24 protein-coding genes are annotated in these 24959 nt (G+C 71.8%); 7 read left to right on the forward strand and 17 right to left on the reverse strand.

The features are described 5' to 3' along the window. Window positions 1–129 precede the first annotated feature (129 nt). Both ACZ4FH_RS23070 and ACZ4FH_RS23075 read left to right on the forward strand, forming a co-directional pair. Window positions 130–1101, forward strand: a complete 972-nt coding sequence (locus ACZ4FH_RS23070) for an SCO4651 family lipoprotein (protein ID WP_467307013.1) — start codon at window positions 130–132, stop codon at window positions 1099–1101. A gap of 138 nt (window positions 1102–1239) precedes the next feature. Further along, window positions 1240–1470 carry a hypothetical protein gene (locus tag ACZ4FH_RS23075; RefSeq protein WP_467307015.1) on the forward strand — a complete coding sequence of 77 codons (231 nt, stop codon included), beginning with the start codon at window positions 1240–1242 and terminating at the stop codon, window positions 1468–1470. Between the two features lie 42 nt (window positions 1471–1512). Here ACZ4FH_RS23075 and ACZ4FH_RS23080 read toward each other — a convergent pair whose 3' ends face one another. Further along, on the reverse strand, window positions 1513–1884 hold the full coding sequence (locus ACZ4FH_RS23080) for a metal-sensitive transcriptional regulator (protein ID WP_467307017.1): 372 nt from the start codon (window positions 1882–1884) through the stop codon (window positions 1513–1515). A 201-nt stretch (window positions 1885–2085) separates the two neighbouring features. Here ACZ4FH_RS23080 and ACZ4FH_RS23085 point away from each other — a divergent pair, with 201 nt between their 5' ends. Both ACZ4FH_RS23085 and ACZ4FH_RS23090 read left to right on the forward strand, forming a co-directional pair. Next, window positions 2086–2706, forward strand: coding sequence for a DUF47 domain-containing protein (locus tag ACZ4FH_RS23085; RefSeq protein WP_383648080.1), 621 nt, complete (start codon window positions 2086–2088; stop codon window positions 2704–2706). Between the two features lie 5 nt (window positions 2707–2711). Continuing rightward, the gene (locus ACZ4FH_RS23090) at window positions 2712–3710 is read left to right on the forward strand and encodes an inorganic phosphate transporter (RefSeq protein WP_450685187.1); all 999 of its coding nucleotides are present in this window, start codon (window positions 2712–2714) and stop codon (window positions 3708–3710) included. A 126-nt stretch (window positions 3711–3836) separates the two neighbouring features. On the opposite strand, the gene pstB is transcribed toward ACZ4FH_RS23090, so the two are convergent. The 11 genes from pstB to mshD form a co-directional block, all read right to left on the reverse strand. Continuing rightward, the gene (gene pstB, locus ACZ4FH_RS23095) at window positions 3837–4613 is read right to left on the reverse strand and encodes a phosphate ABC transporter ATP-binding protein PstB (protein ID WP_467307019.1); all 777 of its coding nucleotides are present in this window, start codon (window positions 4611–4613) and stop codon (window positions 3837–3839) included. A 23-nt stretch (window positions 4614–4636) separates the two neighbouring features. After that, window positions 4637–5719, reverse strand: coding sequence for a phosphate ABC transporter permease PstA (gene pstA / locus ACZ4FH_RS23100; protein ID WP_467307021.1), 1083 nt, complete (start codon window positions 5717–5719; stop codon window positions 4637–4639). Further along, window positions 5716–6708 carry a phosphate ABC transporter permease subunit PstC gene (pstC, locus tag ACZ4FH_RS23105; RefSeq protein WP_467307023.1) on the reverse strand — a complete coding sequence of 331 codons (993 nt, stop codon included), beginning with the start codon at window positions 6706–6708 and terminating at the stop codon, window positions 5716–5718. The genes pstA and pstC overlap by 4 nt, the downstream gene beginning before the upstream one ends. A gap of 132 nt (window positions 6709–6840) precedes the next feature. Then, window positions 6841–7974 (reverse strand): phosphate ABC transporter substrate-binding protein PstS, encoded by a 1134-nt coding sequence (gene pstS, locus ACZ4FH_RS23110; protein WP_467307024.1) that lies wholly within the window; start codon window positions 7972–7974, stop codon window positions 6841–6843. A gap of 463 nt (window positions 7975–8437) precedes the next feature. Further along, a complete protein-coding gene (locus ACZ4FH_RS23115) occupies window positions 8438–8863 on the reverse strand; it encodes an NUDIX hydrolase (protein ID WP_467307026.1) in 426 nt (141 codons plus the stop codon). Continuing rightward, window positions 8860–9900 carry a CHAD domain-containing protein gene (locus tag ACZ4FH_RS23120; protein WP_467307027.1) on the reverse strand — a complete coding sequence of 347 codons (1041 nt, stop codon included), beginning with the start codon at window positions 9898–9900 and terminating at the stop codon, window positions 8860–8862. Before ACZ4FH_RS23120 ends, ACZ4FH_RS23115 begins: the two co-directional genes overlap by 4 nt. Then, a complete protein-coding gene (locus tag ACZ4FH_RS23125) occupies window positions 9887–12142 on the reverse strand; it encodes an RNA degradosome polyphosphate kinase (RefSeq protein ID WP_383648096.1) in 2256 nt (751 codons plus the stop codon). The genes ACZ4FH_RS23120 and ACZ4FH_RS23125 overlap by 14 nt, the downstream gene beginning before the upstream one ends. 253 nt (window positions 12143–12395) lie before the next feature. Continuing rightward, window positions 12396–13169, reverse strand: coding sequence for a hypothetical protein (locus ACZ4FH_RS23130; protein ID WP_467307029.1), 774 nt, complete (start codon window positions 13167–13169; stop codon window positions 12396–12398). Next, window positions 13166–14056, reverse strand: coding sequence for an ATP-binding cassette domain-containing protein (locus ACZ4FH_RS23135; RefSeq protein WP_467307030.1), 891 nt, complete (start codon window positions 14054–14056; stop codon window positions 13166–13168). The genes ACZ4FH_RS23130 and ACZ4FH_RS23135 overlap by 4 nt, the downstream gene beginning before the upstream one ends. Continuing rightward, window positions 14053–14463, reverse strand: a complete 411-nt coding sequence (locus ACZ4FH_RS23140) for a GntR family transcriptional regulator (protein WP_467307032.1) — start codon at window positions 14461–14463, stop codon at window positions 14053–14055. Before ACZ4FH_RS23140 ends, ACZ4FH_RS23135 begins: the two co-directional genes overlap by 4 nt. Window positions 14464–14550: 87 nt before the next feature. After that, window positions 14551–15489 (reverse strand): mycothiol synthase, encoded by a 939-nt coding sequence (gene mshD, locus ACZ4FH_RS23145; RefSeq protein WP_467307034.1) that lies wholly within the window; start codon window positions 15487–15489, stop codon window positions 14551–14553. A gap of 574 nt (window positions 15490–16063) precedes the next feature. Between mshD and ACZ4FH_RS23150 the strand changes: the two genes are divergently transcribed. After that, window positions 16064–17926 carry a bifunctional metallophosphatase/5'-nucleotidase gene (locus ACZ4FH_RS23150; protein ID WP_467307035.1) on the forward strand — a complete coding sequence of 621 codons (1863 nt, stop codon included), beginning with the start codon at window positions 16064–16066 and terminating at the stop codon, window positions 17924–17926. A 243-nt stretch (window positions 17927–18169) separates the two neighbouring features. Here the strand turns inward: ACZ4FH_RS23150 and ACZ4FH_RS23155 are convergent, their stop codons facing one another. The 5 genes from ACZ4FH_RS23155 to ACZ4FH_RS23175 form a co-directional block, all read right to left on the reverse strand. Continuing rightward, complete coding sequence (locus ACZ4FH_RS23155) at window positions 18170–19576, reverse strand: sensor histidine kinase (RefSeq protein ID WP_467307037.1); 1407 nt, start codon at window positions 19574–19576, stop codon at window positions 18170–18172. Beyond that, window positions 19573–20304, reverse strand: coding sequence for a response regulator transcription factor (locus tag ACZ4FH_RS23160; protein WP_467307038.1), 732 nt, complete (start codon window positions 20302–20304; stop codon window positions 19573–19575). Before ACZ4FH_RS23160 ends, ACZ4FH_RS23155 begins: the two co-directional genes overlap by 4 nt. 66 nt (window positions 20305–20370) lie before the next feature. Further along, window positions 20371–21474, reverse strand: coding sequence for a S1C family serine protease (locus tag ACZ4FH_RS23165; protein WP_467307040.1), 1104 nt, complete (start codon window positions 21472–21474; stop codon window positions 20371–20373). A gap of 126 nt (window positions 21475–21600) precedes the next feature. Continuing rightward, entirely contained in the window at window positions 21601–22641 is a 1041-nt protein-coding gene (locus tag ACZ4FH_RS23170) for a LacI family DNA-binding transcriptional regulator (RefSeq protein ID WP_383648119.1), read from the reverse strand. A gap of 24 nt (window positions 22642–22665) precedes the next feature. Then, window positions 22666–23466, reverse strand: coding sequence for a response regulator transcription factor (locus ACZ4FH_RS23175; RefSeq protein WP_467307042.1), 801 nt, complete (start codon window positions 23464–23466; stop codon window positions 22666–22668). Window positions 23467–23769: 303 nt separating this feature from the next. Here ACZ4FH_RS23175 and ACZ4FH_RS23180 point away from each other — a divergent pair, with 303 nt between their 5' ends. Continuing rightward, window positions 23770–24645 (forward strand): alpha/beta hydrolase family protein, encoded by an 876-nt coding sequence (locus tag ACZ4FH_RS23180; protein WP_467307044.1) that lies wholly within the window; start codon window positions 23770–23772, stop codon window positions 24643–24645. 53 nt (window positions 24646–24698) lie between these two features. Beyond that, on the forward strand, window positions 24699–24953 hold the full coding sequence (locus ACZ4FH_RS23185; protein ID WP_383648130.1) for a MoaD/ThiS family protein: 255 nt from the start codon (window positions 24699–24701) through the stop codon (window positions 24951–24953). Window positions 24954–24959 lie beyond the last annotated feature (6 nt).

Raw genomic sequence — 24959 nt, forward strand, 5'->3', positions numbered from 1 at the left:
ACCACGGTACTGGGCCGGGCCGTCCGGGGGTGAGGGGTGTGCGGGCGGCGTGACGAGGCGGAGCGGCCGTCGTTATCCGGAACGGGTGGGGGCAACGGGCAGGCGGTCGGCGTTGGGGGTTGGCAGGCGATGGTGGTGCAGCGGCACAGGACCGGAGGAGGGGTGCGCGCGGTGTGCGCCCTCGCCGTGACGGGTGTGATGGCCGGGGTCTCCGGGTGCGGGACGGGCGCCGGTTCCGGCCGCGCCGAGGCCGACGACCGGGCCGGGGCCGAGGCCGCCGCCGTGGTGCGGCGGGCCGCCGACGTCCTCGTGGGGACGGGGGCCGCGCCGGGCGGCCGGGCGGCGGCCGGGAGTGCCGAGGTGGTCACCTCGATGGAGACGGCGGCCGGCGGCACCCGGGTCACGATCAGGGGCAAGGGCGCGTACGACTTCCGTGCCCGGTCCGGGCGGCTCAAGGTCGTGCTGCCGCCGGACGCGGCGGGCGAGGACGAGCACCGGCCGATCACCGAACTGCTGGCCCCGGGCGCGCTGTACATGATGAACCGGGGCGCGGGCGTGCCCGCCGGCAAATGGGTGCGGATCGACACGACGACGCTGGCCGACGGCAATCTGGTCACCGGCGGGGTGACCGATCCGCTGGCCGCCGCCGAACTGCTGCGCGGGGTGCGCGCGGTGACGTATGTGGGGGAGACCGATCTGGCCGGGGTGACCGTGCGGCACTACCGCGGCACCACCGACATCGGCCGGGCGGCGAGCCGGGCCTCGGCCGGCTCGCGGGGAGCGCTGGCGGCCGCGGCGAAAGGGTTCAGCACGGACACGGTCGCCTTCGACGCGTACCTCGACGCGGAGGGCCGGCTGCGCAAGGTGCGCCACCGCTTCTCCTTCGCCAACGAGGACCGGGCCAAGGACGTCGTCTCCACCACGCTCCTGTACGGGTTCGGGGTGGCGGTCTCCGTGTCCCTCCCGGCCGAGCGGGACATCTACACCGGGGCGATCGACCAGGGCGGGGAGGCCGGGGCACCGGAAACCGCCGGGACCGGTACGAGCGATGCGGCCGGGACCGGTACGAGCGATGCGGCCGCCGGGACCGACAGGACCTAGCCACCTCGCGGGCGTGAAATGGTCCGTCCGTGCCATGCGCGGTGTGTGGCGCGCTCCCTACCCTTGGTCGTGACCCCTGGTCGTGTCCGCAGAGTCTCCCGGTCCCGGTGCCGGTGACGGCAGTGAGAGGTGAGTGACGTGGTGACGCTCAGCGCACGGACCGTGTCGGACCATGTGGCCCTCGCCGAGATCGACCTGTGCGGGGAGCTCATGATCGCGGCGGCCGCGGCGATCGGGGAGCGGCTCAGCGCGGACCGCATCGACGAGGTGCTCGATGTGAAGGCGGTCACCGAGCACACCACCACCGGCCGGCAGGGCGGTCGCCCGGACGACGGCGCCGCCCTCGGGCACCCGGAGCACCACGGCTGACGGCGCCGCCCCCGGCGGAGCGCGGCGCCGGACCCCTCCCGGTCAGGTGCGCAGCAGCCGGGCGATCGCCTTCGTGGCCTCCTCGACCTTGGCGTCGACCTCCGCGCCGCCCTTCACCGCGGCGTCGGCCACGCAGTGGCGCAGGTGCTCCTCCAGCAGCTGGAGCGCGAAGGACTGGAGCGCCTTGGTGGACGCCGAGACCTGGGTCAGTATGTCGATGCAGTAGACGTCCTCGTCGACCATCCGCTGGAGGCCGCGGATCTGGCCCTCGATGCGGCGCAGCCGCTTGAGGTGCTCGGCCTTCTGGTGGTGGTAGCCGTGTATGCCCCGGTCGTGGTCGGTGACGAGTGTCTCGGCGGCGGCGGCCGCCGGCTCCGGCGTCCGTCCGGCCTCGGCGGCCTCGGTCGTGGTCATTGCTGCCTCCCGTTTTCCCTTTTACCCTGCCGTCTGCATACCCCTGGTGGGTATATCTTAGCGAATTCAGCTGAAACGTGACCGGGGCCCCGTGCTGATCAGCCTGCCTGATGCGCGACACTGAAGAATGCCGGTTAGCCGTGGCCGGATGATGCGCCTAGCATCAGCCTGACCGAATCCAAAGCACCCCGAGGACCCCACGTGCGCTTTCGTCTGACCCCCAGGGAGACGAGCTTCTACGACATGTTCTCCGCGTCCGCGGACAACATCGTCACGGGCTCGAAACTCCTGATGGAACTGCTCGGGGCGGATCCAGCCTCCCGGGCCGAGATCGCGGAGCGCATGCGGGCAGCGGAGCACGCGGGGGACGATGCCACCCACGCGATCTTCCACCAGCTGAACTCCTCATTCATTACGCCGTTCGACCGTGAGGACATTTACAACCTCGCGTCCTCGCTCGACGACATCATGGACTTCATGGAGGAGGCCGTCGACCTGGTCGTCCTCTACCAGATCGAGAAACTCCCCAAGGGCGTCGAGCAGCAGATCGAGGTCCTGGCGCGCGCGGCCGAGCTGACCGCCGAGGCCATGCCGGGGCTGCGCACGATGGACAACCTCACGGAGTACTGGATCGAGGTCAACCGTCTGGAGAACCAGGCCGACCAGATCCACCGCAAGCTGCTCGCCCACCTCTTCAACGGCAAGTACGACGCCATAGAGGTGCTGAAGCTGAAGCAGATCGTGGATGTCCTGGAAGAGGCTGCGGACGCGTTCGAGCACGTCGCGAACACGGTGGAGACCATCGCGGTCAAGGAGTCCTGAACCACGTGGACACCTTTGTACTGGTCGTGACCATCGGCGTCGCGCTCGGCTTCACGTACACGAACGGCTTCCACGACTCGGCGAACGCCATCGCCACGTCGGTGTCCACCCGGGCGCTGACCCCGAGGGCGGCGCTGGCGATGGCGGCCGTGATGAACCTCGCGGGCGCGTTCCTCGGCAGCGGGGTCGCCAAGACCGTCAGCGAGGGGCTGATCGCCACGCCCGAGGGCGACAAGGGGATGGGCATCCTCTTCGCCGCGCTGGTCGGCGCCGTCATCTGGAACCTCGTCACCTGGTACTTCGGGCTGCCGTCCTCGTCCTCGCACGCCCTGTTCGGCGGCATGGTCGGCGCGGCGCTCGCGGGCGGCACGCTGGTCCACTGGGACGGGGTGCTCGACAAGGTCGTCATCCCGATGTTCGTCTCGCCGGTGATCGGCCTGGTGGTCGGCTATCTGGTGATGGTCGCCATCATGTGGATGTTCCGGAAGGCCAATCCGCACAAGGCCAAGCGCGGTTTCCGCATCGCGCAGACCGTGTCGGCGGCCGGCATGGCGCTGGGGCACGGTCTCCAGGACGCCCAGAAGACCATGGGCATCGTGGTGATGGCCCTGGTCATCGCCGATGTGGAGTCCCCGAGCGACCCGATCCCGGTCTGGGTGAAGCTCGTCTGCGCGCTGATGCTGTCGCTCGGCACGTACGCGGGCGGCTGGCGCATCATGCGTACGCTCGGCCGGAAGATCATCGAGCTGGACCCGCCGCAGGGCTTCGCCGCCGAGACGACGGGCGCCTCGATCATGTTCGGTTCGGCGTTCCTCTTCCACGCGCCGATCTCGACGACGCACGTCATCACCTCCGCGATCATGGGTGTGGGGGCCACCAAGCGGGTCAACGCGGTGCGGTGGGGCGTCGCGAAGAACATCATCCTCGGCTGGTTCATCACGATGCCGGCCGCCGCTCTGGTCGCCGCCGCGAGCTACGGGGTCGTCGCCCTGGTCTTCGGCTGACGCCGAGGCTCACCTACGTACGGCTCACGTGCCTACGGGTCCGCCCCGCACTCCTCAGGGAGTGCGGGGCGGACCCTTTCGCCTTGTGGTGGCACCGCCATGCAGCACCCCAAGGCCGTCTGGGGATCAGCCGAAGCGGCCCGAGATGTAGTCCTCGGTGGCCTGGACCGACGGGTTGGAGAAGATGCGCTCGGTCTCGTCGATCTCGATGAGCTTGCCGGGCATGCCGACCGAGGCGAGGTTGAAGAACGCGGTGCGGTCCGAGACCCGGGCCGCCTGCTGCATGTTGTGCGTCACGATGACGATCGTGAAGCGCTCCTTCAGCTCACCGATCAGGTCCTCGATGGCGAGGGTGGAGATCGGGTCGAGCGCGGAGCACGGCTCGTCCATCAGCAGCACATCGGGCTCGACCGCGATGGCGCGGGCGATGCAGAGCCGCTGCTGCTGGCCGCCGGAGAGACCGGAGCCGGGCTTGTTCAGCCGGTCCTTGACCTCGTTCCAGAGGTTCGCGCCGCGCAGCGACTTCTCGACGATGTCGCCGAGCTGGCTCTTGCGGTAGTTCCCGTTCAGCCGCAGACCCGCCGCGACGTTGTCGAAGATCGACATGGTCGGGAAGGGGTTGGGGCGCTGGAAGACCATGCCGACCGTGCGGCGCACGGTGACCGGGTCGACGCCGGCGCCGTACAGGTTCTCGTCGTCCAGCAGCACCTTGCCCTCGACGCGGCCGCCGGGGGTGACCTCGTGCATGCGGTTGAGGGTGCGCAGGAAGGTGGACTTGCCGCAGCCGGAGGGGCCGATGAAGGCGGTCACCGAGCGGGGCTCGACGGTCATCGAGATGTCGTCGATCGCCTTGTGGTTGCCGTAGTAGGCCGAGAGGCCGCTGACATCGATGCGCTTGGCCATCTGAATCACTGCTTTCCGTGGCCTCAGCGGCCGGTCTTCGGGGCCTTCCAGCGGGCGATGCCGCGGGCCACCAGATTGAGGATCATGACGAAGGCGATCAGGACCAGGGCCGCCGCCCAGGCGCGGTCGTAGGACGCGGTCTCACCGATCTTGTACTGCTCGTAGATGTAGAACGGCAGTGACGACTGGGCGCCTTCGAAGGGGTTCGTGTTGATCAGCTGACTGCCGAAGACCAGCAGGATGATCGGGGCGGTCTCACCGGCGATACGGGCGATGGCGAGCATGACGCCGGTGGCGATGCCGCCGATCGCGGTCGGCAGGACCACCTTGAGGATGGTGCGCCACTTCGGGACACCGAGGGCGAGGGAGGCCTCGCGCAGCTCGTTCGGGACGAGCTTGAGCATCTCCTCGGTGGAGCGGACCACGACCGGGATCATCAGGATCGACAGGGCCAGCGAGCCCATCAGGCCGCTCGGCTCCAGACCCGCGATCAGCATGATCGAGAGGATGAAGAGACCGGCCACGATGGACGGGATGCCGGTCATCACGTCGACGAAGAAGGTGACGGACCGGGCCAGCGCGCCCTTGCCGTACTCCACCAGGTAGACCGCGGTCAGCAGTCCGATCGGGGCGGAGATCACGGTGGCGATGCCGACCTGCTCCAGGGTGCCGATCAGCGCGTGGTAGACACCGCCGCTGGCCTCGGGTCCGAGGACGCCGGCCATCGAGTGGGTCAGGAAGTAGCCGTCCAGGCGTTCGGAACCGCGGCTGATCGTCGTCCACAGCAGGGAGGCCAGCGGGACGACGGCGAGCAGGAAGCAGACCCAGACCAGGCTGGTGGCCAGGCGGTCCTTGGCCTGTCGGCGGTTCTCGACGACGCTGGTGGTGACGTACGAGATCACCAGGAAGAACAGCGCGGAGAGCAGGCCCCACTGGACGCGGCTGTGCCAGCCGGCCACCACGGCGAGGCCGACGCCGAGGACGATGCCCGCGGCGGCGAAGCCGAGCGGCGCCAGGCGGGGGAGCGTGCGGCTGCTGAGGCTGCCCGTGGGGGCGGCGGGTGCGGGCGTCGGACGTTCCTGGACGCTCGTGGATGCGTGGCTCATGCGTTGGCCCCCGAATACTCCTTGCGGCGGGCGATGATGAGCCGCGCTGCGCCGTTGACCAGCAGGGTGAGGACGAAGAGGACCAGGCCGGAGGCGATCAGGGCGTCCCGCCCGAACGCGTCGGCCTCGCCGAACTTCGCGGCGATGTTCTGGGCGAACGTGCCGCCGCCCGGGTTGAGCACATGCAGGGAGATCAGGAAGTTCGGCGACAGGACCGTGGCGACGGCCATCGTCTCGCCGAGCGCGCGGCCGAGCCCCAGCATCGAGGCGGAGATCACACCGGAGCGGCCGAAGGGCAGTACGGAGAGGCGAATGACCTCCCAGCGGGTGGCGCCGAGCGCCAGCGCGGCCTCCTCGTTCATGCGCGGGACCTGGAGGAAGACCTCGCGGCTGACGCTCGTCACGATCGGCAGGATCATGATGGCCAGCAGGATGCCCACGGTGAACAGCGAACGGGCGACGCCGACCTCGGTCTTCTCGAAGACGTACGTCCAGCCGAAGAACTGGTCGAGCCAGAGGTTCAGGCCCTCCAGATACGGCACGAGCACGAGTGCGCCCCAGATGCCGTAGACGATGCTGGGCACCGCGGCGAGCAGATCGATGACGTACGCGATCGGGCCGGCCAGCTTGCGCGGCGCGTAGTGCGAGATGAACAGGGCGATGCCGACCGCGACCGGGACCGCGATGGCCATCGCGATGACCGAGCTGATCACGGTGCCGAAGAGCAGGACCGCGATGCCGAAGACGGGCGGGTCACCGGCCGGGTTCCAGTCGAACGTGGTGAGGAAGTTGCCCTCGTCCCCGGATATCGCGATCGCCGCGCGGTACGTGAGGAAGGCGGCGATCGACGCCATGATCACGAGCAGCAGGATGCCGGAGCCCCGGGAGAGGCCCAGGAAGATCGTGTCCCCGAGCCGGCCGGTGTTCCTGGGGCGGGAGTGTCCGCCCGGCCGGGCCGGTGGGATGTCTGTCTGTGTGGTGGAAGCCATGGTCTTTCCGGTCTGTGTGGGGGAGCCGCGGACGGCGCCCCTGGCGGCGGTGCACCGGATGGGGGTGGGGGGCGGGCCGGTCCGGAGGGGTGCGCCGGACCGGCCGCCCGAGGAGCCCGGGTGGAGCGGGTGTTACGAGAGACCGGCGACGGTCTCGCGGACCTTGGCGTTGATGGCCTCGGGGATCGGGGCGTAGCCGGCCTCGGTGAGGAGCTTCTGGCCGTCCTCGGAGGCGGTGTAGGTGAGGAAGGACTTCACGGTGCCGAGGGTGTCGGCCTTGTTGCCGGTGTCGCAGACGACCTCGTAGGTGACCAGGACCAGCGGGTAGGCGCCCTCGGCCTTGGTGGTGTAGTCGAGGTCGAGCGCCAGGTCCTTGCCGGTGCCCTTGACCTTGGCGGCGGCGATGGCCTTGGAGGCGTTCTCGGAGGAGGCCTTCACCGGGGCGGAGCCGCCGGTGTTGATGTCGACCGTGGTGATCTGCTGCGAGGCGGCGTAGGAGAGCTCGAAGTAGCCGATCGCGCCGTCGACCTGCTTGACCTGCGTGGCGACACCGGAGGAGGAGGTCGCGCCCTGGCCGCCGGGGGCGGGCCACTTCTTCTCCGCCTCGTACTTCCAGTCGGACGGGGCCGCGGCGCCGAGGTACTTGCCGAGGTTCTGCGTGGTGCCGGAGTCCTCGGAGCGGTGGAAGGCCTGGATCGCCTTGTCCGGGAGCTTGACGCCCGGGTTGAGCTTGGCGATGGCCTCGTCGTTCCACTTCTTGATCTTCGTGTCGAAGATCTTGGCGAGGGTGGGGGCGTCCAGCGTCAGGCTGTCGACGCCTTCCAGGTGGTAGCCGATCGCGATCGGGCCGCCGACCATCGGGAGGTTGATGCCCTGGCCGCTCTTGCAGATCTTCTTGGAGTCGGCGACCTCCTCGGGCTTCAGCGCCGAGTCGGAGCCGGCGAAGCCGACCGTGCCCTGGTTGAAGGCGACGATGCCCTCGCCGGACGAGGAGGAGTTGTAGTTGATCTCCACGCCGGAGCAGGCGGCCATGTACTCCTTGACCCAGAGGTCCATGGCGTTCTTCTGCGCGCTGGAGCCGGAGGCGCGCAGCTGCCCCTTGGCCCCGTCGCACTTGACGTTCGAGGCGGCCTTCGTCTGCTTGCCGCCGCTGGTGTCGTTGCTGCTGTTGTCGTCCGAACCGCACGCCGTGAGGACCAGGGCGCCGGAGACGGCGAGGGCACCGAGCGCGGTGGCACGAAGCCGGTTCTTGCGCTGAAGCTTCACTTTCGGGTGTTCCTTCCAGAAGCCGCCGAGGTGGTGTGGTCGCTACGACGGCGTGCGAGGTGGTGGGTGGTGCGGAAGTCGTGGACGGTGCGGTGAGTGCCTCGCACCGTGCACAGCCGAAATTAGGCAGATCAGGTGAATCGGCTTACGGGGGTGAGTGAACGGGAGGTGAACCGTGTCGGGCGGCCCGGTTCCGGGTACGGACAGCGGTCCGTCCGCCCCGGACGGGCGGGGCGGACGGGGGGCGGGGGCGCGGGATTACGCGGCAGGGCGGGGGTGCGGGCATGGGGCCGCGCGGCCGGGGGCGGCGTGCGGGCGTACGGGATCACGCAGCCGGACGGGGGCGCGGGGGCACGGGATCACGCGGCCGGACGCGAGGTGCGCGGGTGCGGGACTGCGCCGGCGGACAGGGCGCACGGGTACGGGACGCGCCCCGCCGGACGCGGGGCGCGCGGAGGCCGGGTTACGCCGTCGGCAGGGTGTCCAGCGCGGCGTCGAGGAGCGCGCGGTCGCGGTCCTGGGTCAGCCGGGCACGGGCGGCCGGGGGCGTCAGCCAGCGCACGTCGTCCACCTCGCGGTTCGGGACGAACGCGCCCGCCGTGGCCTCGGCCGACCAGTACGTGACCTCCTTGGGGCGGCCGTTCACGACGTACCGCACCGCGGGGAGCAGCGGGCCGGGCACACAGCGGTGCCCGGTCTCCTCCAGCACCTCGCGCAGCGCCGCCTCGCGCGGGGACTCGCCGCGCTTCAGCTTCCCCTTGGGGAACGACCAGTCGTCGTAGCGCGGCCGGTGCACGAGGCACAGCTCCACCCCGCCGCGCGGCGCCGTCGACCGGCGCCACAGGACGCATCCCGCCGCGCGCACGGTGCTGTCCGGGGTGCCGCTCACGGCCGGACCGCCGCGGCCGTGGCGTAGGGCCAGCACTCCCGGAAGAGGGCGCGGGCCGCCTCCACCTCGTGGCGCTGGTCGGCGTGGAGCACCCCCAGGGCGTACGCGGTCGTCGGGGCGATGCGCGGGGTGCGGGCCGCGGCGGCAGCGGCGGCGGCGGCCTCGGCGGCGTCCCGGTGGCGGTCGAGGGCGCGCCCGGGGCCGGCCAGGACCGGATCGGGGGCGCCGCGCAGCACCTCGTGGGCGTACCGGTGCAGACGCAGCAGCAGCCGGGTCTGGTGCCAGGGCGCGTCGTGCGCGTCGTTGTACGGCTCGGCCGTCTCGTCCGGGGGCAGCGCGGCGACGGCGCCGAGCAGCCGCTGTTCGGCCCGGCCGGCCGGATCGCCGAGCAGGTCGCCGGCCGGCTGGGCGGCCGCGGCGGACAGCGGCACCTCGGAGGCGAGCAGGGCGACCGCGTCGGCGACTGCGTGGAAGCGGGAGGAGCCGAGGGCCTGGAGCGCGGCGGAGTGGGCGCGGGTCCGGGCCAGGGTGAGCTGGCGGTCGAGCAGCGCACCGGCGCGGGCGGCGCCGACGCCGAGGACGGCGCGTTCCTTCTCCGCGGCGGCCGTGGCGGCGGTGGTGGTGGCGCCCGCGTTCATGGGGGACGCCGGGGTCGTGCCCGTTTCGGTGCGGGCGGCGGGCAGGGCGGCGCCCGGGAGCCCGTGCAGGGCGTCCAGGAGCCGGGTCAGCCGGTCCGCGTAGGCGTGCTCGCGGGCCAGGGTGCCGGACAGCCAGGCGAGTTCGGTGCGCAGGTGCTCGGCCCAGAGCGGGTCGAGCGCGGAGCGGAACGTGTGGAGCGTCCCCCCGATGCGGCGGGCCGAGCGGCGCAGCGCCCAGGCGGCCTCCTCGGCGGCCCGGGGGCCGGCGTCGGTGGGGGCGCTGTTCTCGCGGTGCAGACGCAGGCTGCGCAGGAAGTCCGCGGCCCGGTCCCGCAGATACGGTGCGAGCACCGCCCCCGCGGTCACGTCCGCCTGTGTCTGGTGGTCAGGGCGTCGCACGCCGGCGCCTCCGGGCGTCAATGAGCATTTCCTGTACGTGCCGCAGCGGCCGGCCCTCCGCGTCCGTGGCGTGCCGGGTCCAGTCCCCGTCGGGGCCCAGGTGCCAGGAGGAGGTCGTGTCGGCCATGCCGGTCTCCAGGAGCCGGCTGAGGGCGGCCCGGTGCGCGGGGTCGGTGACCCGGACCAGGGCCTCGATGCGGCGGTCGAGATTGCGGTGCATCATGTCGGCGCTGCCGAACCAGACTTCGGGTTCCCCGCCGTTGCCGAACGAGAAGACCCGGGAGTGTTCGAGGAAGCGGCCCAGTATCGAGCGGACCCGGACGTTCTCCGAGAGGCCGGTGACGCCGGGGCGGATCGCGCAGATGCCGCGGACCCAGATGTCGACCGGGACACCGGCCTGCGCGGCCCGGTAGCAGGCGTCGATGACCGCCTCGTCGACCATCGAGTTGACCTTGATGCGGACGTAGGCGGGGCGGCCGGCCCGCTGGTGGGCGATCTCCTTGTTGATCCGGACGATCAGCCCGTCGCGCAGCGACTTGGGGGCCACCAGCAGCCGGCGGTAGGTCTCGCGGCGGGAGTAGCCGGAGAGCCGGTTGAACAGGTCCGAGAGGTCCGCCCCGACCTGCGGGTCGGCGGTGAGCAGGCCCAGGTCCTCGTAGAGCCGGGCGGTCTTGGGGTGGTAGTTGCCGGTGCCGACGTGCGAGTAGCGGCGCAGGGTGTCGCCCTCCTGGCGGACGACGAGGGAGAGCTTGCAGTGCGTCTTCAGCCCGACGAGGCCGTAGACGACGTGGCACCCCGCCTCCTCCAGCTTCCGCGCCCACTTGATGTTGGCCTGCTCGTCGAAGCGGGCCTTGATCTCGACGAGTACGAGGACCTGCTTGCCGGACTCGGCGGCGTCGATGAGGGCGTCCACTATCGGGGAGTCGCCCGAGGTCCGGTACAGCGTCTGCTTGATCGCCAGCACGTCCGGATCGGCCGCCGCCTGCTCCAGGAAGGCCTGGACGGACGTCGAGAAGGAGTCGTACGGGTGGTGCAGCAGCACGTCCCGCTCGCGCAGGGCGGCGAAGATGTCCGGCGCGGAGGCGGACTCCACCTCGGAGAGGTCGCGGTGGGTGCCGGCCACGAACTTCGGGTACTTCAGCTCGGGCCGGTCGAGCGAGGCTATGCCGAACAGTCCGGTCAGATCGAGCGGACCGGGCAGCGGGTAGACCTCGGCGTCGGAGACCTTCAGCTCGCGCACCAGCAGGTCCAGCACGTACGGGTCGATGGACTCCTCGACCTCCAGCCGGACCGGCGGCCCGAAGCGGCGCCGCATCAGCTCCTTCTCCAGGGCCTGGAGCAGGTTCTCCGCGTCGTCCTCCTCGACCTCCAGGTCCTCGTTCCGGGTCACCCGGAACATGTGGTGCGCCAGCACCTCCATCCCCGGGAACAGCTCCTCCAGATGTGCGGCGATGACGTCCTCTATGGGCACGTACCGCTGCGGCGAGGCCTCCAGGAAGCGGGTCAGCAGCGGCGGCACCTTGACCCGGGCGAAGTGGCGGTGGCCGCTGACCGGGTTGCGTACGACGACGGCGAGGTTCAGCGAGAGGCCGGAGATGTACGGGAAGGGGTGCGCGGGGTCCACCGCGAGCGGGGTCAGCACCGGGAAGACCCGCTGGCGGAAGAAGGTGAACAGCCGGGCCTGCTCCTTCTCCGTCAGCTCCGGCCAGCGGATCAGCTGGATGCCCTCGTCGGACAGGGCGGGCGCGACGTCCTGCTGGTAGCAGGCCGCGTGCCGGGCCATGAGCTCCCGCGAGCGGGTCCAGATCAGATCCAGGACCTCGCGGGGCTGGAGCCCGGAGGCGGAGCGGGTGGCGACCCCGGTCGCGATGCGGCGCTTGAGCCCTGCCACCCGGACCATGAAGAACTCGTCCAGGTTCGAGGCGAAGATGGCGAGGAAATTAGCCCGTTCGAGGAGCGGGGTCGACGGGTCCTCGGCCAGCTCCAGAACCCGTTCGTTGAACGCGAGCCAACTGCGCTCCCGGTCCAGGAAGCGCCCCTGGGGCAGCTCGTCCCCGTCCGTACCCGGCTCGTACGCGTCCGCGTCCGCGTCGATGTCCGGATCCAGATCGGCGGCGGTGGACAGCGCGCCCGGCCGCGACGCCTGGCCGGCGACGGCATGCGGGCGGTGGGCGGCGAGAGAGCCGACCGACGGCTGGGCGGCGGGCTGGACCGGGACCTCGGAGCTGGGCTGCTGGCTCATGGGCCCATTCTTCCGCGCGGAGGGCTCCGGAGGCGCGTCGGAGGGGGCGGAGATCACGGGAACCGCGCGCGGAGTGCGTCGCGGGCCGGGATTCTTCCCGTTGCGGGGGGTCGGCAGGGCTGGCTGCATCCTGAGAGGGTCGCAAGGGCGTCTGAATGCCCGGTAACGGCGACATGACATGCAGGAAGCGGTGAGTGGCCGTGTATGGCGATTCCGCCCGGGGCCGGGGCCCCGGGCGGGCTCGGGCCACGCCTCAGGCGTGGTGGCGGTGCAGCACCCGGAAGGCGAGTGCGGTGGTTGCGGCGGCGAGGCCGAGCAGGAGGGCGGTCTCGGCGAGCTGGAGGGGCCAGAAACCACCGCCGGGGCGGACGGCCCCCAGGGTCACGACCACCGCGGCGGAGACGACCGCGGTCAGGGCCATCGACGGAAGCGTGCGCCGGACCAGCAGGGCGATGAGCGCGCCGAGGGCGAGGCAGAGCAGGGAGCAGGCGACGGGCACGGGACCCATCGCCCGGTACACCAGTGGCTCGGACGACTGTGCGGGGTAGTTCGTCGCGGACGTCCGGGACCAGCCCCACGCGTACACGGCGGACAGCACGGTGACGCCGGCCACGGTGACCGCCGCGGGCACCGCGAGCCTGGCGGTCAGCCAGCCGGCGGGGCTCACGGACTGGCTCCAGGAGAGGCGGTAGGTGCCGTCCTCCAGTTCCCGACCGATGACCGGCCCCGCGACGAAGAGGCCGATGAGCACGGGCAGCGCCGTCATGGCCAGCCCCGCGTAGTCGAAGAGCCGCCCGTAGTGCAGTTCGACGCTGAGGACGTGACGGACCTGGATGCCGCAGCCCCGGACGGTGTGCTGCACCGAACAGCCGGTTCCGGCGAAGTCGTCGGCGGCGGCGGACATGAACCACCGGGCCCCGGCGACCAGGGCGGTCCAGGCGAGGACGAGGCCGCCGCCGATCCACGGCACCAGGCGGTGCTGCCGTGCGACGAGCCGCGCCGGACCCCGCAGAGAGACCGTGCTCATGCCGCCACCGCCTGACGGGCCGTCGTGTCCGTGGTGAGCAGCGCGGGCGCCTCGGGGGAGCGGAGATGGGCGAGCAGGACCTCCTCCAGGGAGGGTTCGGTCCTGTTCCAGGCCGCGTCCACCGGGCCGTCCGGGCGCACCAGTGCGGTCAGCGCCCGTCCCGTGGTGCGGGACTCGACCACCGTGTGCGGCGCGAGGTCCCGTACGGGGCCGGTGAGCAGGGCGTGTGCGGCGACGAGGTCGTCCGTCCCGCCACCGAGGCGGACGCGGCCGCCGTCGACGAGGAGCAGGTGGTCGCAGGCGCCCTCCAGCTCGCCGATGATGTGCGAGGACATCACGATGGTGGTCCGGTGCTCGGCGGCCTCGGCCATCAGGACGCCCATGAGCTGGTGGCGGGCGAGAGGATCGAGATCGGCCATCGGCTCGTCGAGGAGCAGGAGTTCGGCCCGTTTGCCGAGCGCGAGGGCCAGAGCGAGGCGGGTGCGCTGGCCGCCGGACAGCTCACGGACCTTCGTGTCGTACGGCAGCGGCCCGGCGACGCGCTCGGCCGCCTCCCGGTCCCAGCTTCCGGGGTTCAGCTCGGCCCCCGCCCAGAGCGTCCCGGCGACCGTCAGCCAGGGGTACAGCGGCTTGTCCTGGGCCACGTACGCCATCCGGGCACGAGCCTCACCGGCCGTCGTGCCGAGCACCCGGATCGTTCCCTCGGCCGGGCGCAGGAGGCCCGCCGCCAGGGCGAGCAGGGTGGACTTGCCGGCGCCGTTCCGGCCGACGAGCGCGCAGACCGCGCCGGCCGGGAGCCGGAACGCGCAGTCGCGCAGCGCCCAGCCGCCCCGCCTGCCCCGGTATCGCATGCCGAGGCCGTCGGCCTCGAGCGCTGAACCTGTCATCGGTCCTGGTCCCCCTCGAATGTCCTGTCCAGTACGGCGGTGAAGAGCGCGCTCACGTCGTCCCGGTCGAGTCCGGCGGCCCGTGCCCTGTCCGCCCAGGCGTCCAGCTCCGCGCGCAGCGGGGAGTCGTCGCCGGCCGCCGCGCCACCGAGCGTTCCGATGACGAAGGTGCCGAGCCCGCGGCGGCCCTCGACGAGTCCTTCGCGTTCCAGCTCGCGGTACGCCTTGAGCACGGTGTTCGGGTTGATCGCGGTGGCCTCGACCACTTCCCGGGCGGTGGGCAGCCGGTCGCCCGGCTCCAGCAGGCCCAGACGCAGGGCCTGCTTCGTCTGCTGGACGATCTGGAGATACGTGGCGACGCCGCTGCGCCGGTCGATGCGGAACTCGACTGCCGCGGAGTCTGCCATCTTCACCCTTTCACTAATTGAGTAGTGAAAGGGTGACGTGAGAAAGGGGCGGCGTCAAGCGACGCCGCCCCTGTGAGCGCCCCGCTCTCAGGATTCCGTGCGGTACATCAGGTCGACCTCGTGGGTGGTGAAGCCCATCCGCTCGTAGACCGTCACGGCGGCCGTGTTGTCCGCGTCGACGTAGAGCATCGCGGTGGGCAGGCCCTCCGAGGCGAGGTGGCGCAGGCCGATCGCGGTGAGCGCCTTGCCGAGGCCGCCGCCCTGGGCGTCGGGCCGGATGCCGACCACGTACACCTCGCCCAGCCGCTCCTCGGCGTGCACCTTCGTCCAGTGGAAGCCGATCAGTTCGGTGGTGCCGTCCTCGCCGGTCCGCTCGGCGAGGAAGAAGCCCTTGGGGTCGAACCACGGCTCGGCCTTGCGGTCGTCGAGGTCGCGCTGGCGCAGGGCGCCCTGCTCGGGGTGGTGGGCGAAGGCGGCGCTGTTCACGGCGAGCCAGGCGGCGTCGTCCTGGCCGGGGACGAAGGTGCGGACGGTGACGCCCGGCGGCAGTACCGGCTCGGCGATGTTCAGCGGGTCCAACGGCCTGCGGAGCTGGCGCAGTTCGCGGAAGAGCGAGAGCCCGAGCACCTGGGCCAGATGGCGGGCGGCGGCCTTTCCGCCGTGTGCCCAGACCCGCAGTCGCTTGCCGGTCGCGGCCAGCAGTGCGGCGCCGAGGGCCCGTCCGTGGCCGTGGCCCCGGTGGGCCGGGTGCACGACCAGCTCGGCGGCCGGGGCCTCGACGGGGTCGGTGTCCTCCAGTTGCGCGTACCCGACGAGTGTGCCGCCGGCCGTCAGCAGGAAGTGCCGGACGCCGTCCCGGTGTCCGCCCCGCAGCTGGAGCCGCCCCTGCTCGGACACGGCCTGCCGGCCGTCGGAGCGCGCGGCCTCGGCGAGGAGCCCGGTGACGGCTTCCGCCTGGTCGGGGGTGAGGGTGTCCAGGGTCTGGATCTCGCGTCCGGGGGCGGGGAGGGGTACGTCAGTCGTCATGGGTACGAGCGTACGGGCCCCTTGGGCGGGGGGCGGCGAGGTTGGTGCGGGTTCTCCGCGGGGTGCGCCTTCTGTTCGTCGTGTGGGGTCCGGGGTCCCTCCGGGGAGACTCCTCGAACGACGAACGTGCGGGCACCACGGACACGTACCCCGGTCTGTGTTCGTCGTTCTGCGGGGACTCCCCTGCACGCCCCCGGCCCCGGCCGTCGTGCGTCTGCGACAACGGGTTCCACCGGCGGGAAGACGCAAAACCGGCCGGGTGGGGGCGTGCAGGGGTGTCCCCGCAGGAAATGGCGTACGACCCGGGTCCCTTGCGTACCGGGGTGAACACGCCATTTCTGAGGAGTCACCCCGGAGGGACCCCGCCCCCACCCACCGAACAGAGGCGCACGGGCCCACCCCGAAGCACCCCAGCCCCATTTGGGCGAATGGCCCCGTTCCGATCGTGCGGCAACCAGTTCGTAACCCCAAACATCTGTCGCGCTACGCGCGTTGACCCTAGGCTGCGCACGCAGTATCCAGATTCAGACGTGGCTCGATCGTCACACCACCCGCTGAACTCACAAGGGGTCCGATGTCAGCGACACCTCAGAAGAACCGCGCGTCCCGGCGGGTGCTCGCCGCCGCGGCCGGGCTGGCCACCGTCGGTGCGCTGGTCGCCGCGATGCCGGCGAGCGCCGAAGGGCACGGCAAGGGCCACGGGGGCCACGGGGGTCACCACGCTCCCGGCACCGTGGACGTGCAGCTGCTGTCCTTCAACGACCTGCACGGAAACCTGGAGCCGCCCGCCGGCTCGGCCGGCACGGTCACCGAGACGCAGGCCGACGGCACGACGAAGGCCGTTCCGGCCGGCGGCGTCGAGTACCTGGCCTCCTCGCTGCGCGCCGCGCGCAAGGGGCACCCGTACTCCATCACCGCCGCGGGCGGCGACATGGTCGGTGCGAGCCCGCTGCTGTCGGGGCTCTTCCACGACGAGCCGACCATCGAGGCCCTGAACAAGATCGACCTCGATGTGACGAGCGTCGGCAACCACGAGTTCGACGAGGGTGCCACGGAGCTGGCGCGCCTTCAGAACGGCGGCTGCCACCCGGTCGAGGGCTGCTACGAGCAGGGCAAGAAGTTCCGGGGCGCCGACTTCCCGTACCTCGCGGCCAATGTGACGGACGAGAAGTCGGGCAAGCCGATCCTCCGGCCGTACACGGTCTGGAAGAAGGACGGCATCAAGATCGGCTTCATCGGGGTGACCCTGGAGGGCACGCCGAACATCGTGACGGCCAACGGCGTCAAGGGCCTGAAGTTCCACGACGAGGTCGAGACGATCAACAAGTACGCCAAGGAGCTGGACCGCCAGGGCGTGAAGTCGATCGTCGCGCTGATCCACGAGGGCGGCGCCCCGGCGTCCTCCTCGTACAACTACGACTGCGACAGCCCGGGGGCCGGTGACGGGATCTCCGGGCCGATCACCGAGATCGCCAAGGGCATCACGCCGAAGGTGGACGCGCTGGTCACGGGCCACACGCACCAGGCGTACGTCTGCACGATCCCGGACCCGGCGGGCAACCCGCGCCTGGTCACCTCGGCGTCCTCGTTCGGCAAGCTGTACACGGACACGACGCTGACGTACGACCGCCGCACCAAGGACATCGTGCGCACCGCGGTGAAGGGGGCCGGTCGCGGCCACCACCCGGCGCCCTCGAACCCGGTCTCGGCCAACCACATCGTGAGCCGCGACCAGGCCCCGGCCTCCGACATGACGGCCCTGATCGCGCGCTGGAACACCCTGGCGGCCCCGATCGCCAACCGTCCGCAGGGCTACATCTCGGCGGACATCAACGGCCGCGGCTCCACCGCGCCGGAGAAGCCGCTCGGCGATCTGATCGCCGACGCTCAGCTGGAGGGTCTGGCCCCGGCCGACAAGGGCGGGGCGGTCGTCGCCTTCATGAACCCGGGCGGCATCCGCGCGGACCTCGTGTACAAGGCGACCGGCGGTGAGGGCGACGGCGTCGTCACCTACGGCGAGGCGTTCACCGTGCAGCCGTTCACCAACATGATGAACGTCGTCGACCTGACCGGCGCCCAGCTGGTCTCCGCGCTCCAGCAGCAGGTCAGCGGGTCGAACGAGGCCAGCCCGAAGATCCTTCAGGTGTCGAAGGGGCTCACCTACACCCTGGACATGACGAAGTCGGGCGCCGCCCGTGTGGTGACGGACACCATCCGTCTGAACGGTGAGGCGATCGACCCGGCCAAGACCTACCGCGTCGCCATGAACGAGTTCCTGGCGGGCGGCGGCGACGGCTTCGCGGCCCTCGGCCAGGGCACCAACAAGCTGGTGGGCGCCTCCGACCTGGACCTGTTCAACGCCTACCTGGCGGCCCACTCCACGGCCGCCGCCCCGCTGGCCCCGCCGGCCGCGGACCGGATCACCGTCATCCAGTAGGACGGAACCACCGGACCGACCGCGATGCGCGGGCGGGGGCGAAGGCCCCGGCCCGCGCATCCGTCGTTTCCCGGCTCCACCCGCCCCTGCACGTCCGGCACACACCCCTGCACGTCCGGCACACCCCCGCGCTCCGGAGCGGCCTAGTCTCCTCGGCGGACGGTGCCCTCCTTCCGGGGTGCCGCTCCGGTGGCGCGGTACGAGATGGGTCGGCGGACCCGTGTCGTACCGCGTCCCCGTGTGTCATTCCCCGGGGGTCTCCGGGGGTGGCTGGGGCGCTCCGGGGAGCCGGAGGGTGGCCGTGGTGCCGCCGCCCTCGGCCGGGAGGAGGGTGACCTCGCCGCCGGCCTGCTGGACGGTGCGGGCGACGATGGACAGTCCGAGGCCGGAGCCGGGGAGCTGGCGTGCGGACGGGGAGCGCCAGAAGCGTTCGAAGACATGGGGGAGTTCGTCGGCGGGGATGCCGGGGCCCTGGTCGCGGACGGTCAGTTCGCCGCGGTGCAGGACGACGGTGACGGTGCCGCGCGGCGGGCTGAACTTCACGGCGTTGTCGAGGACGTTGACGATCGCCCGCTCCAGCGCGGCGGGCTCGGCGCGGACGTACCAGGGGGCCAGCTCGGCCGTGATCGTCAGCTCGGGGCCGCGCAGCCGGGCGCGTTGCAGGGCGGTACGGGTGATGTCGTGCAGGGCGACCACCTGGAGGGGGCCGGTCTTGGCGGCGTCGGGGCGGGCCAGTTCCTGGAGGTCGCCGATGAGTGAGGCCAGTTCGGTCATCTGGGCCTTCACGGAGGCCATCAGGGCCTTGCGGTCGTCCGGCGGGATCGCCCGGCCGGTCTCGTCGCTGCGGGCGAGCAGTTCGATGTTGGTGCGCAGCGAGGTGAGCGGGGTGCGCAGTTCGTGGCCGGCGTCGGCGATGAGCTGGGCCTGCCGGTCGCGGGAGGTGGCGAGGGAGGACGTCAGCGAGTTGAACGAGCGGGAGAGGCGGGCGATCTCGTCCTCACCGTCGACGGGGATGCGGACGGTCAGGTCCTCGGTCCGGGCGACGTGCTCGACGGCCTCGGTCAGCTCGTCGACGGGGCGCAGTCCGGAGCGGGCGACCCAGAGCCCGGCGGCGCCGGCGCCGAGGACGCCGATGCCGGAGACGAGGAGGAGCACCCAGGCGAGGGTGGTGAGGGGTTTGTCGATCTCGCTGAGGGGGCGGGCGAGGGAGACGGCGAGGTCGATGGGGCCCTTCACGGGGGCGGTGTAGACGCGCATCTCGACGCCGTTCGCGTCCTTCGCGGTGCGCAGGGCGTCGGGGCGGTCGTGCGTGACGACGGCGAGGTCCGCGGCGCTGACGGGAAGCTTGGAGGAGCCGGGCGCGAGGCAGACCGTGCCCTCGGCGTCAATGAGCTGGACGGTGAGCCCCGAGTAGGGCCGGGGCGGGATCTGATTGGCGCCGCGGCAGTAGTCGTACAGGTTGGTCAGATAGCGGGCGTCCACGTTGGAGCCGCGCAGCGTCGTGTCCAGCTGGTTCTGCAACTGCTCCCGCGTCACGAACCAGCACGCCGCCGCCACCGCCGCGACCGCGACCGCGACCGCGGTGGCGATGAGGAGGGCGAGGCGGGAGCGGAGCGGCAGGGCGCGGATGCGGCGCAGGGGGCCGGTCATCCCTCGGCCCCGCCGGAGCGCAGGGCGTAGCCGACGCCCCGCACGGTGTGGACGAGGCGGGGTTCGCCGCCGGCCTCGGTCTTGCGGCGCAGGTACATCACGTACACGTCCAGCGAGTTGGAGCTCGGTTCGAAGTCGAAGCCCCAGACGGCCTTGAGGATCTGTTCGCGGGTGAGGACCTGGCGCGGGTGGGCGAGGAACATCTCCAGGAGGGTGAACTCGGTGCGGGTGAGTTCCACGCGGCGCTCTCCCCGGGTGACCTCGCGGGTGGCGAGGTCCATGCGCAGATCGGCGAAGGAGAGGGTGTTGTCGTCGGGGACGGGGGCGCCCGCCGCGGCCGCGTAGGAGCTGCGGCGCAGCAGGGCGCGGATACGGGCGAAGAGTTCGTCGAGCTCGAAGGGTTTGACGAGGTAGTCGTCGGCGCCCGCGTCGAGTCCGGTGACGCGGTCGCCGACGGTGTCGCGGGCGGTGAGCATCAGGATGGGGGTGGTGGCGCCCGTGGCACGGATGCGGCGGGCGGCGGTCAGGCCGTCCATCCGCGGCATCTGGATGTCGAGGACGATGAGGTCGGGGGCGTACGACTCGACCTTGGCGAGGGCGTCGAGTCCGTCGACGGCGACCTCGGTGCCGTACCCCTCGAAGGCCAGGCTGCGCTGCAGGGCCTCGCGCACGGCGGGCTCGTCGTCGACGACGAGGATGCGCTGGGGACCTTCCTCGGCGGGGCTCATCGCTGTCTCGTCCTCTTCTCGGTGCGTACGGTGCGGGGCGGGTCCCAGTTTCTCAGCCCCGCCCGCTCAGGAGCCGTCGCCGGACCGCAGGCCGGCGAGGTCGGCCTTGAGGGTGTTGACGGGGATGGCGAAGCCGAGGCCGACGCTGCCCGCGCTGGAGCTGCCCTGGCCGGCGGCGGAACTGGCGGAGTACATCGCGGAGTTGATGCCGATGATCTCGCCGTCCATGTTGATCAGGGCGCCGCCGGAGTTGCCGGGGTTGAGCGAGGCGTCGGTCTGGATGGCCTTGTACGTGGTGGTGGAGTCGCCGGTGTCGCCGTTGAACTGCTGTCCGCCGAACTCGAAGGGCCACTGCCGGCCGCCGCCCTGGTTCCCGCTCTCGTCGCCGCCCTCCTTGGCGACGGTGACGTCACGGTCGAGCGCGGAGACGATGCCGCTGGTGACGGTGCCGGTGAGGCCCTCGGGGGAGCCGATCGCGACGACCTGGTCGCCGACCGCGACCTTGGAGGAGTCGCCGAGGGTGGCGGTCTTCAGCCCGCTCGCGCCCTGGAGCTTGATGAGGGCGAGGTCCTTGTCGGGGTCGGTGCCGACGACGTCGGCGGTGTACTTCTTGCCGGTGGAGAGCGTGACCTCGATGGAGGTGGCGCCCGCGATGACGTGGTTGTTGGTGACGATCTCGCCGTCGGCGGTGATGACGACGCCGGAGCCGGTGGACTGGCCGGAGGTGGAGGTCGCGCCGATCTCGACGATGGTCGGGGAGAGGGCGGCGGCGACGCCGGAGACGGTGCCCTTGCTGCTCTGCGAGACGGTGGTGCCGGGGACGACCCCGCTGCCGGAGGGCGCGGCGGTGTCGTCGGTGATCCGGCCGAGGAGGGTCGCGGTGCCGCCGCCGACGACCGCCGCGGCGATGGCCACGGCCGCCAGCAGGGCGACGGGGCGGCGGACCCGGCGGCGGGAGGGTGCCGGTTCGGGGGAGTGCGGGGCGGCCGGGGCGGCGCCGTGGAATCCGCCGCCCCCGTGGCCGCCGTCGCCGGGCCACACGGTCGTGCCGTGGCCCAGGTCGACCGGCTGGGCGGGCTGGTATGACGGCGGCGGCGGGTAGGCCGCTTCGCCGTTGCCGTACGAGGGGTACATCGGGTACTCGCCGCTCGGGCGCTGGCTCTCTGTCATGACCAAGAGCCTGTCCGGCCAAGATGAGAGGAGCGTGAGCACGCGCTGAGAAGCCCGGCAGAACCTCGTATGCCCGATATAAAGACCGGCGGGGGCCGATCACGGGGACCGGGGCGCCGGGAGGGCTCAGAGCGGCTTCGGGGGTTCTCCGCAGCCGCAGGAGCGGCGGACGACGAGGGCCGAGGGGAACTGCTTCAGCCGCTCCCGCCGCGAGCCCGAGACCCGCAGCGAGTCGTCGAGGACCAGGTCGACCGCGGCCCGCGCCATCGCCGGACGGTCGGAGAAGACCGTGGTCAGCGGCGGATCGGTGAGACCGGCCTCCTTCACGTCGTCGAAGCCGGCGACGGCCAGCTCGCCGGGCACGTCGATGCGCAGCTCGCGCGCGGCCCGCAGGACGCCGATGGCCTGGTCGTCGGTGGCGCAGAAGATCGCCGGCGGCCGGTCGGGGCCGGAGAGGAGGTCCAGGGCGACCCGGTAGGCGTCGTAGCGGTTGTACGGGGCCTGGAAGAGGCGGCCCTCGGTGGAGCGCCCCGATTCGTGCATGGCCCGGCGCCAGCCCTCGATGTGGTCGGCGACGGGGTCGCCGACGGACGGGGTGGACTCCATGCCGCCCAGACACGCCACGTAGGCGTTGCCGTGCTCCAGGAGGTGGCGGGTGGCGAGCTGGGCGCCGCCCACGTCGTCCGTGACGACGGCGACGTCGTCGATGGCCTCGGGCCGCTCGTGCAGCAGCACGACCCGGGCGTCCCACGCCTCTATCTCCGCCGCCGCGCGCTCACTGGGGCCCTGGCTGACGAGGATCAGGCCGGAGACCCGCATGCCGAGGAAGGCGCGCAGATAGTGGACCTCGCGCTCGTCGCGGTAGTCGGAGTTGCCGACGAGCACCATCTTCCCGCGCTCGGCGGCGGCCTGTTCGACCGCGTGCGCCATCTCCGCGAAGAAGGGCTGCCGGGCGTCCGGCACGATCATCCCTATGAGGTCGGTCCGCCGCGAGGCCATGGCCTGGGCGACCCGGTCGGGCCGGTAGCCCAGCTCCTTGATCGCGGCGAGCACCCGCTCGCGCGTGGCCGGGGCGACCGGCCGGGGTCCGTTGTTGATGACGTAGCTGACGACCGCGGTCGACGTCCCCGCCAGTCTCGCCACATCGTCCCGCGTCACCTTGGCCACGCGCGGCAGTCTACGCGGATGGAACTACCTCTTGACAGGCCGGACCGGGGCTTCTTCCGTGACTTCGGACATCTCCGACTGCTCCGAACGGGTGAGGGTTTCGGTGCTTCCCTTGGCCGTGCCCGCCTTGGCCTCCTCGGCGGCCCGTTCCACCTTCTCCGGGGCGACGAAGCGGTATCCCACATTGCGGACGGTGCCGATGAGGGATTCGTGTTCCGGGCCGAGTTTGGCGCGCAGCCGGCGGACGTGGACGTCGACGGTGCGGGTGCCGCCGAAGTAGTCGTAGCCCCAGACCTCCTGGAGCAGCTGGGCGCGGGTGAAGACCCGGCCCGGGTGCTGCGCCAGGTACTTGAGCAGTTCGAATTCCTTGAACGTGAGGTCGAGGACCCGGCCCTTGAGCTTGGCGCTGTACGTGGCCTCGTCCACGGAGAGGTCGCCGTTGCGGATCTCCATGGGGGAGTCGTCGGCGGTGATCTGCTGGCGGCCGGTGGCCAGCCGCAGCCGCGCCTCGACCTCGGCGGGGCCCGCCGTGTCGAGCAGGACGTCGTCGATGCCCCAGTCCGCGGTGACGGCCGCGAGGCCGCCTTCGGTGACCACGAGGATCAGTGGACAGCCCGGTCCGGTGGACCGCAGGAGCTGGCAGAGCGACCTGACCTGGGGCAGGTCGCGGCGGCCGTCGACGAGGATGACGTCGGCACCGGGGGTGTCGACGAGAGCGGGGCCCTCGGCGGGGGCGACCCGCACGCTGTGCAGCAGGAGGCCGAGGGCGGGGAGCACCTCCGTCGACGGCTGGAGGGCATTGGTCAGGAGCAGCAGAGAACTCATCGCCGTCCACCTGCCCGGTCGGTCGGTCGGTGATCGTGCACGGTTGGCTCGCCCATTGCGTCGGTCCTCCTCGTTCCCTGCGAGAGGGGCACTCCCGGGCGGGACCCGGGGGAGTCTGCGGCACTGCTTCGTACGCTGTGTGTCCTGCTCGGCCGTACGACGGGTGGTCGTACGGGTTTCGCCCGTGCGGCCCGCACTCAGGAACGCTGAGCTTGTCGAAACGTCTCCGTAACAACATGCGGAAAGCACAAAAGGACCCGGGGGCTGCATTGCCCGGATCCTCTTCCCCGCAGAATAGCCCACATGACTTCAGTGTCCGAGGGGCGAATTCACGGTGGCGCTGTTCCCTTGATCACGCGCGGGCCGCTGCGGACGACGTTGCGGGCGGGTGACGGGGTCCGTATCGAGGCGGTGTACGAACCGTGTACGGCGGGTGCCGCGGCGGCGGACGGGGCGGCCGGGGCGGGGACGGCGATCGTGCTCGCGCACGGTTTCACCGGTTCGGCCGACCGCCCCGCGGTGCGGCGGGCCGCGGAGGTGTTCGCCCAGCGTGCGGCGGTGGTGACGTTCTCCTTCCGGGGGCACGGAGGGTCCGGCGGACGGTCCACGGTGGGGGACCGCGAGGTGCTGGATCTGGCGGCCGCGGTCGCCTGGGCGCGGTCGCTCGGACACCGGCGGATCGTTACGGCGGGCTTCTCGATGGGCGGTTCGGTGGTGCTGCGGCACGGGGCGCTGTATACGGCCCCGGGCGTACGCGAGGAGGGCGGGGGGCGCACGGAAGCGCATGGGGAGGCGCACGCTGATGCGGTGGTGTCCGTGAGCGCACCCGCGCGCTGGTTCTACCGGGGGACGGCCCCCATGCGCCGGCTCCACTGGATGGTCACCCGCCCCACCGGCCGGCTCGTCGGGCGCTACGGCTTCCGCACCCGGATCGACCGCAGGCCCTGGGACCCGGTCCCGCTCTCCCCGGTCGAGGCCGCCGGGCGCATCGCCCCCGCCCCGCTGCTGCTCGTGCACGGCGACCGGGACCCGTACTTCCCGCTCGACCACCCGAGGACGCTGGCCGAGGCGGCGGGCGGGGCCGCCGAGCTGTGGCTGGAGCCCGGGATGGGCCACGCGGAGAACGCGGCGGACGAGAGCTTGCTCACCCGCATCGCCGACTGGGCGACGGCCCGGTGACGCGGGTGAACCATGATGGACAGCTGACGCGAGACGAGGAGAGGAGCGCCGCCATGCCTGCGGGAACGATCCGCTACTGGGCAGCAGCCAAGGCAGCAGCCGGAACCGCGGAGGAGCCGTACACCGCCGCGACGCTCAAGGAAGCGCTCGACGCGGTGCGCGCCGCGCACCCCGGTGAGCTGAGCCAGGTGCTGCGACGGTGTTCGTTCCTCGTCGACGGCGACCCCGTCGGGACCCGGAGCCATGAGACCGTACGCCTTGCCGAGGGCGGCACGGTCGAGGTGCTCCCGCCGTTCGCAGGAGGGTGAACCGGA

The sequence above is a fragment of the Streptomyces sp. NPDC024555 genome (genome assembly GCF_055559335.1).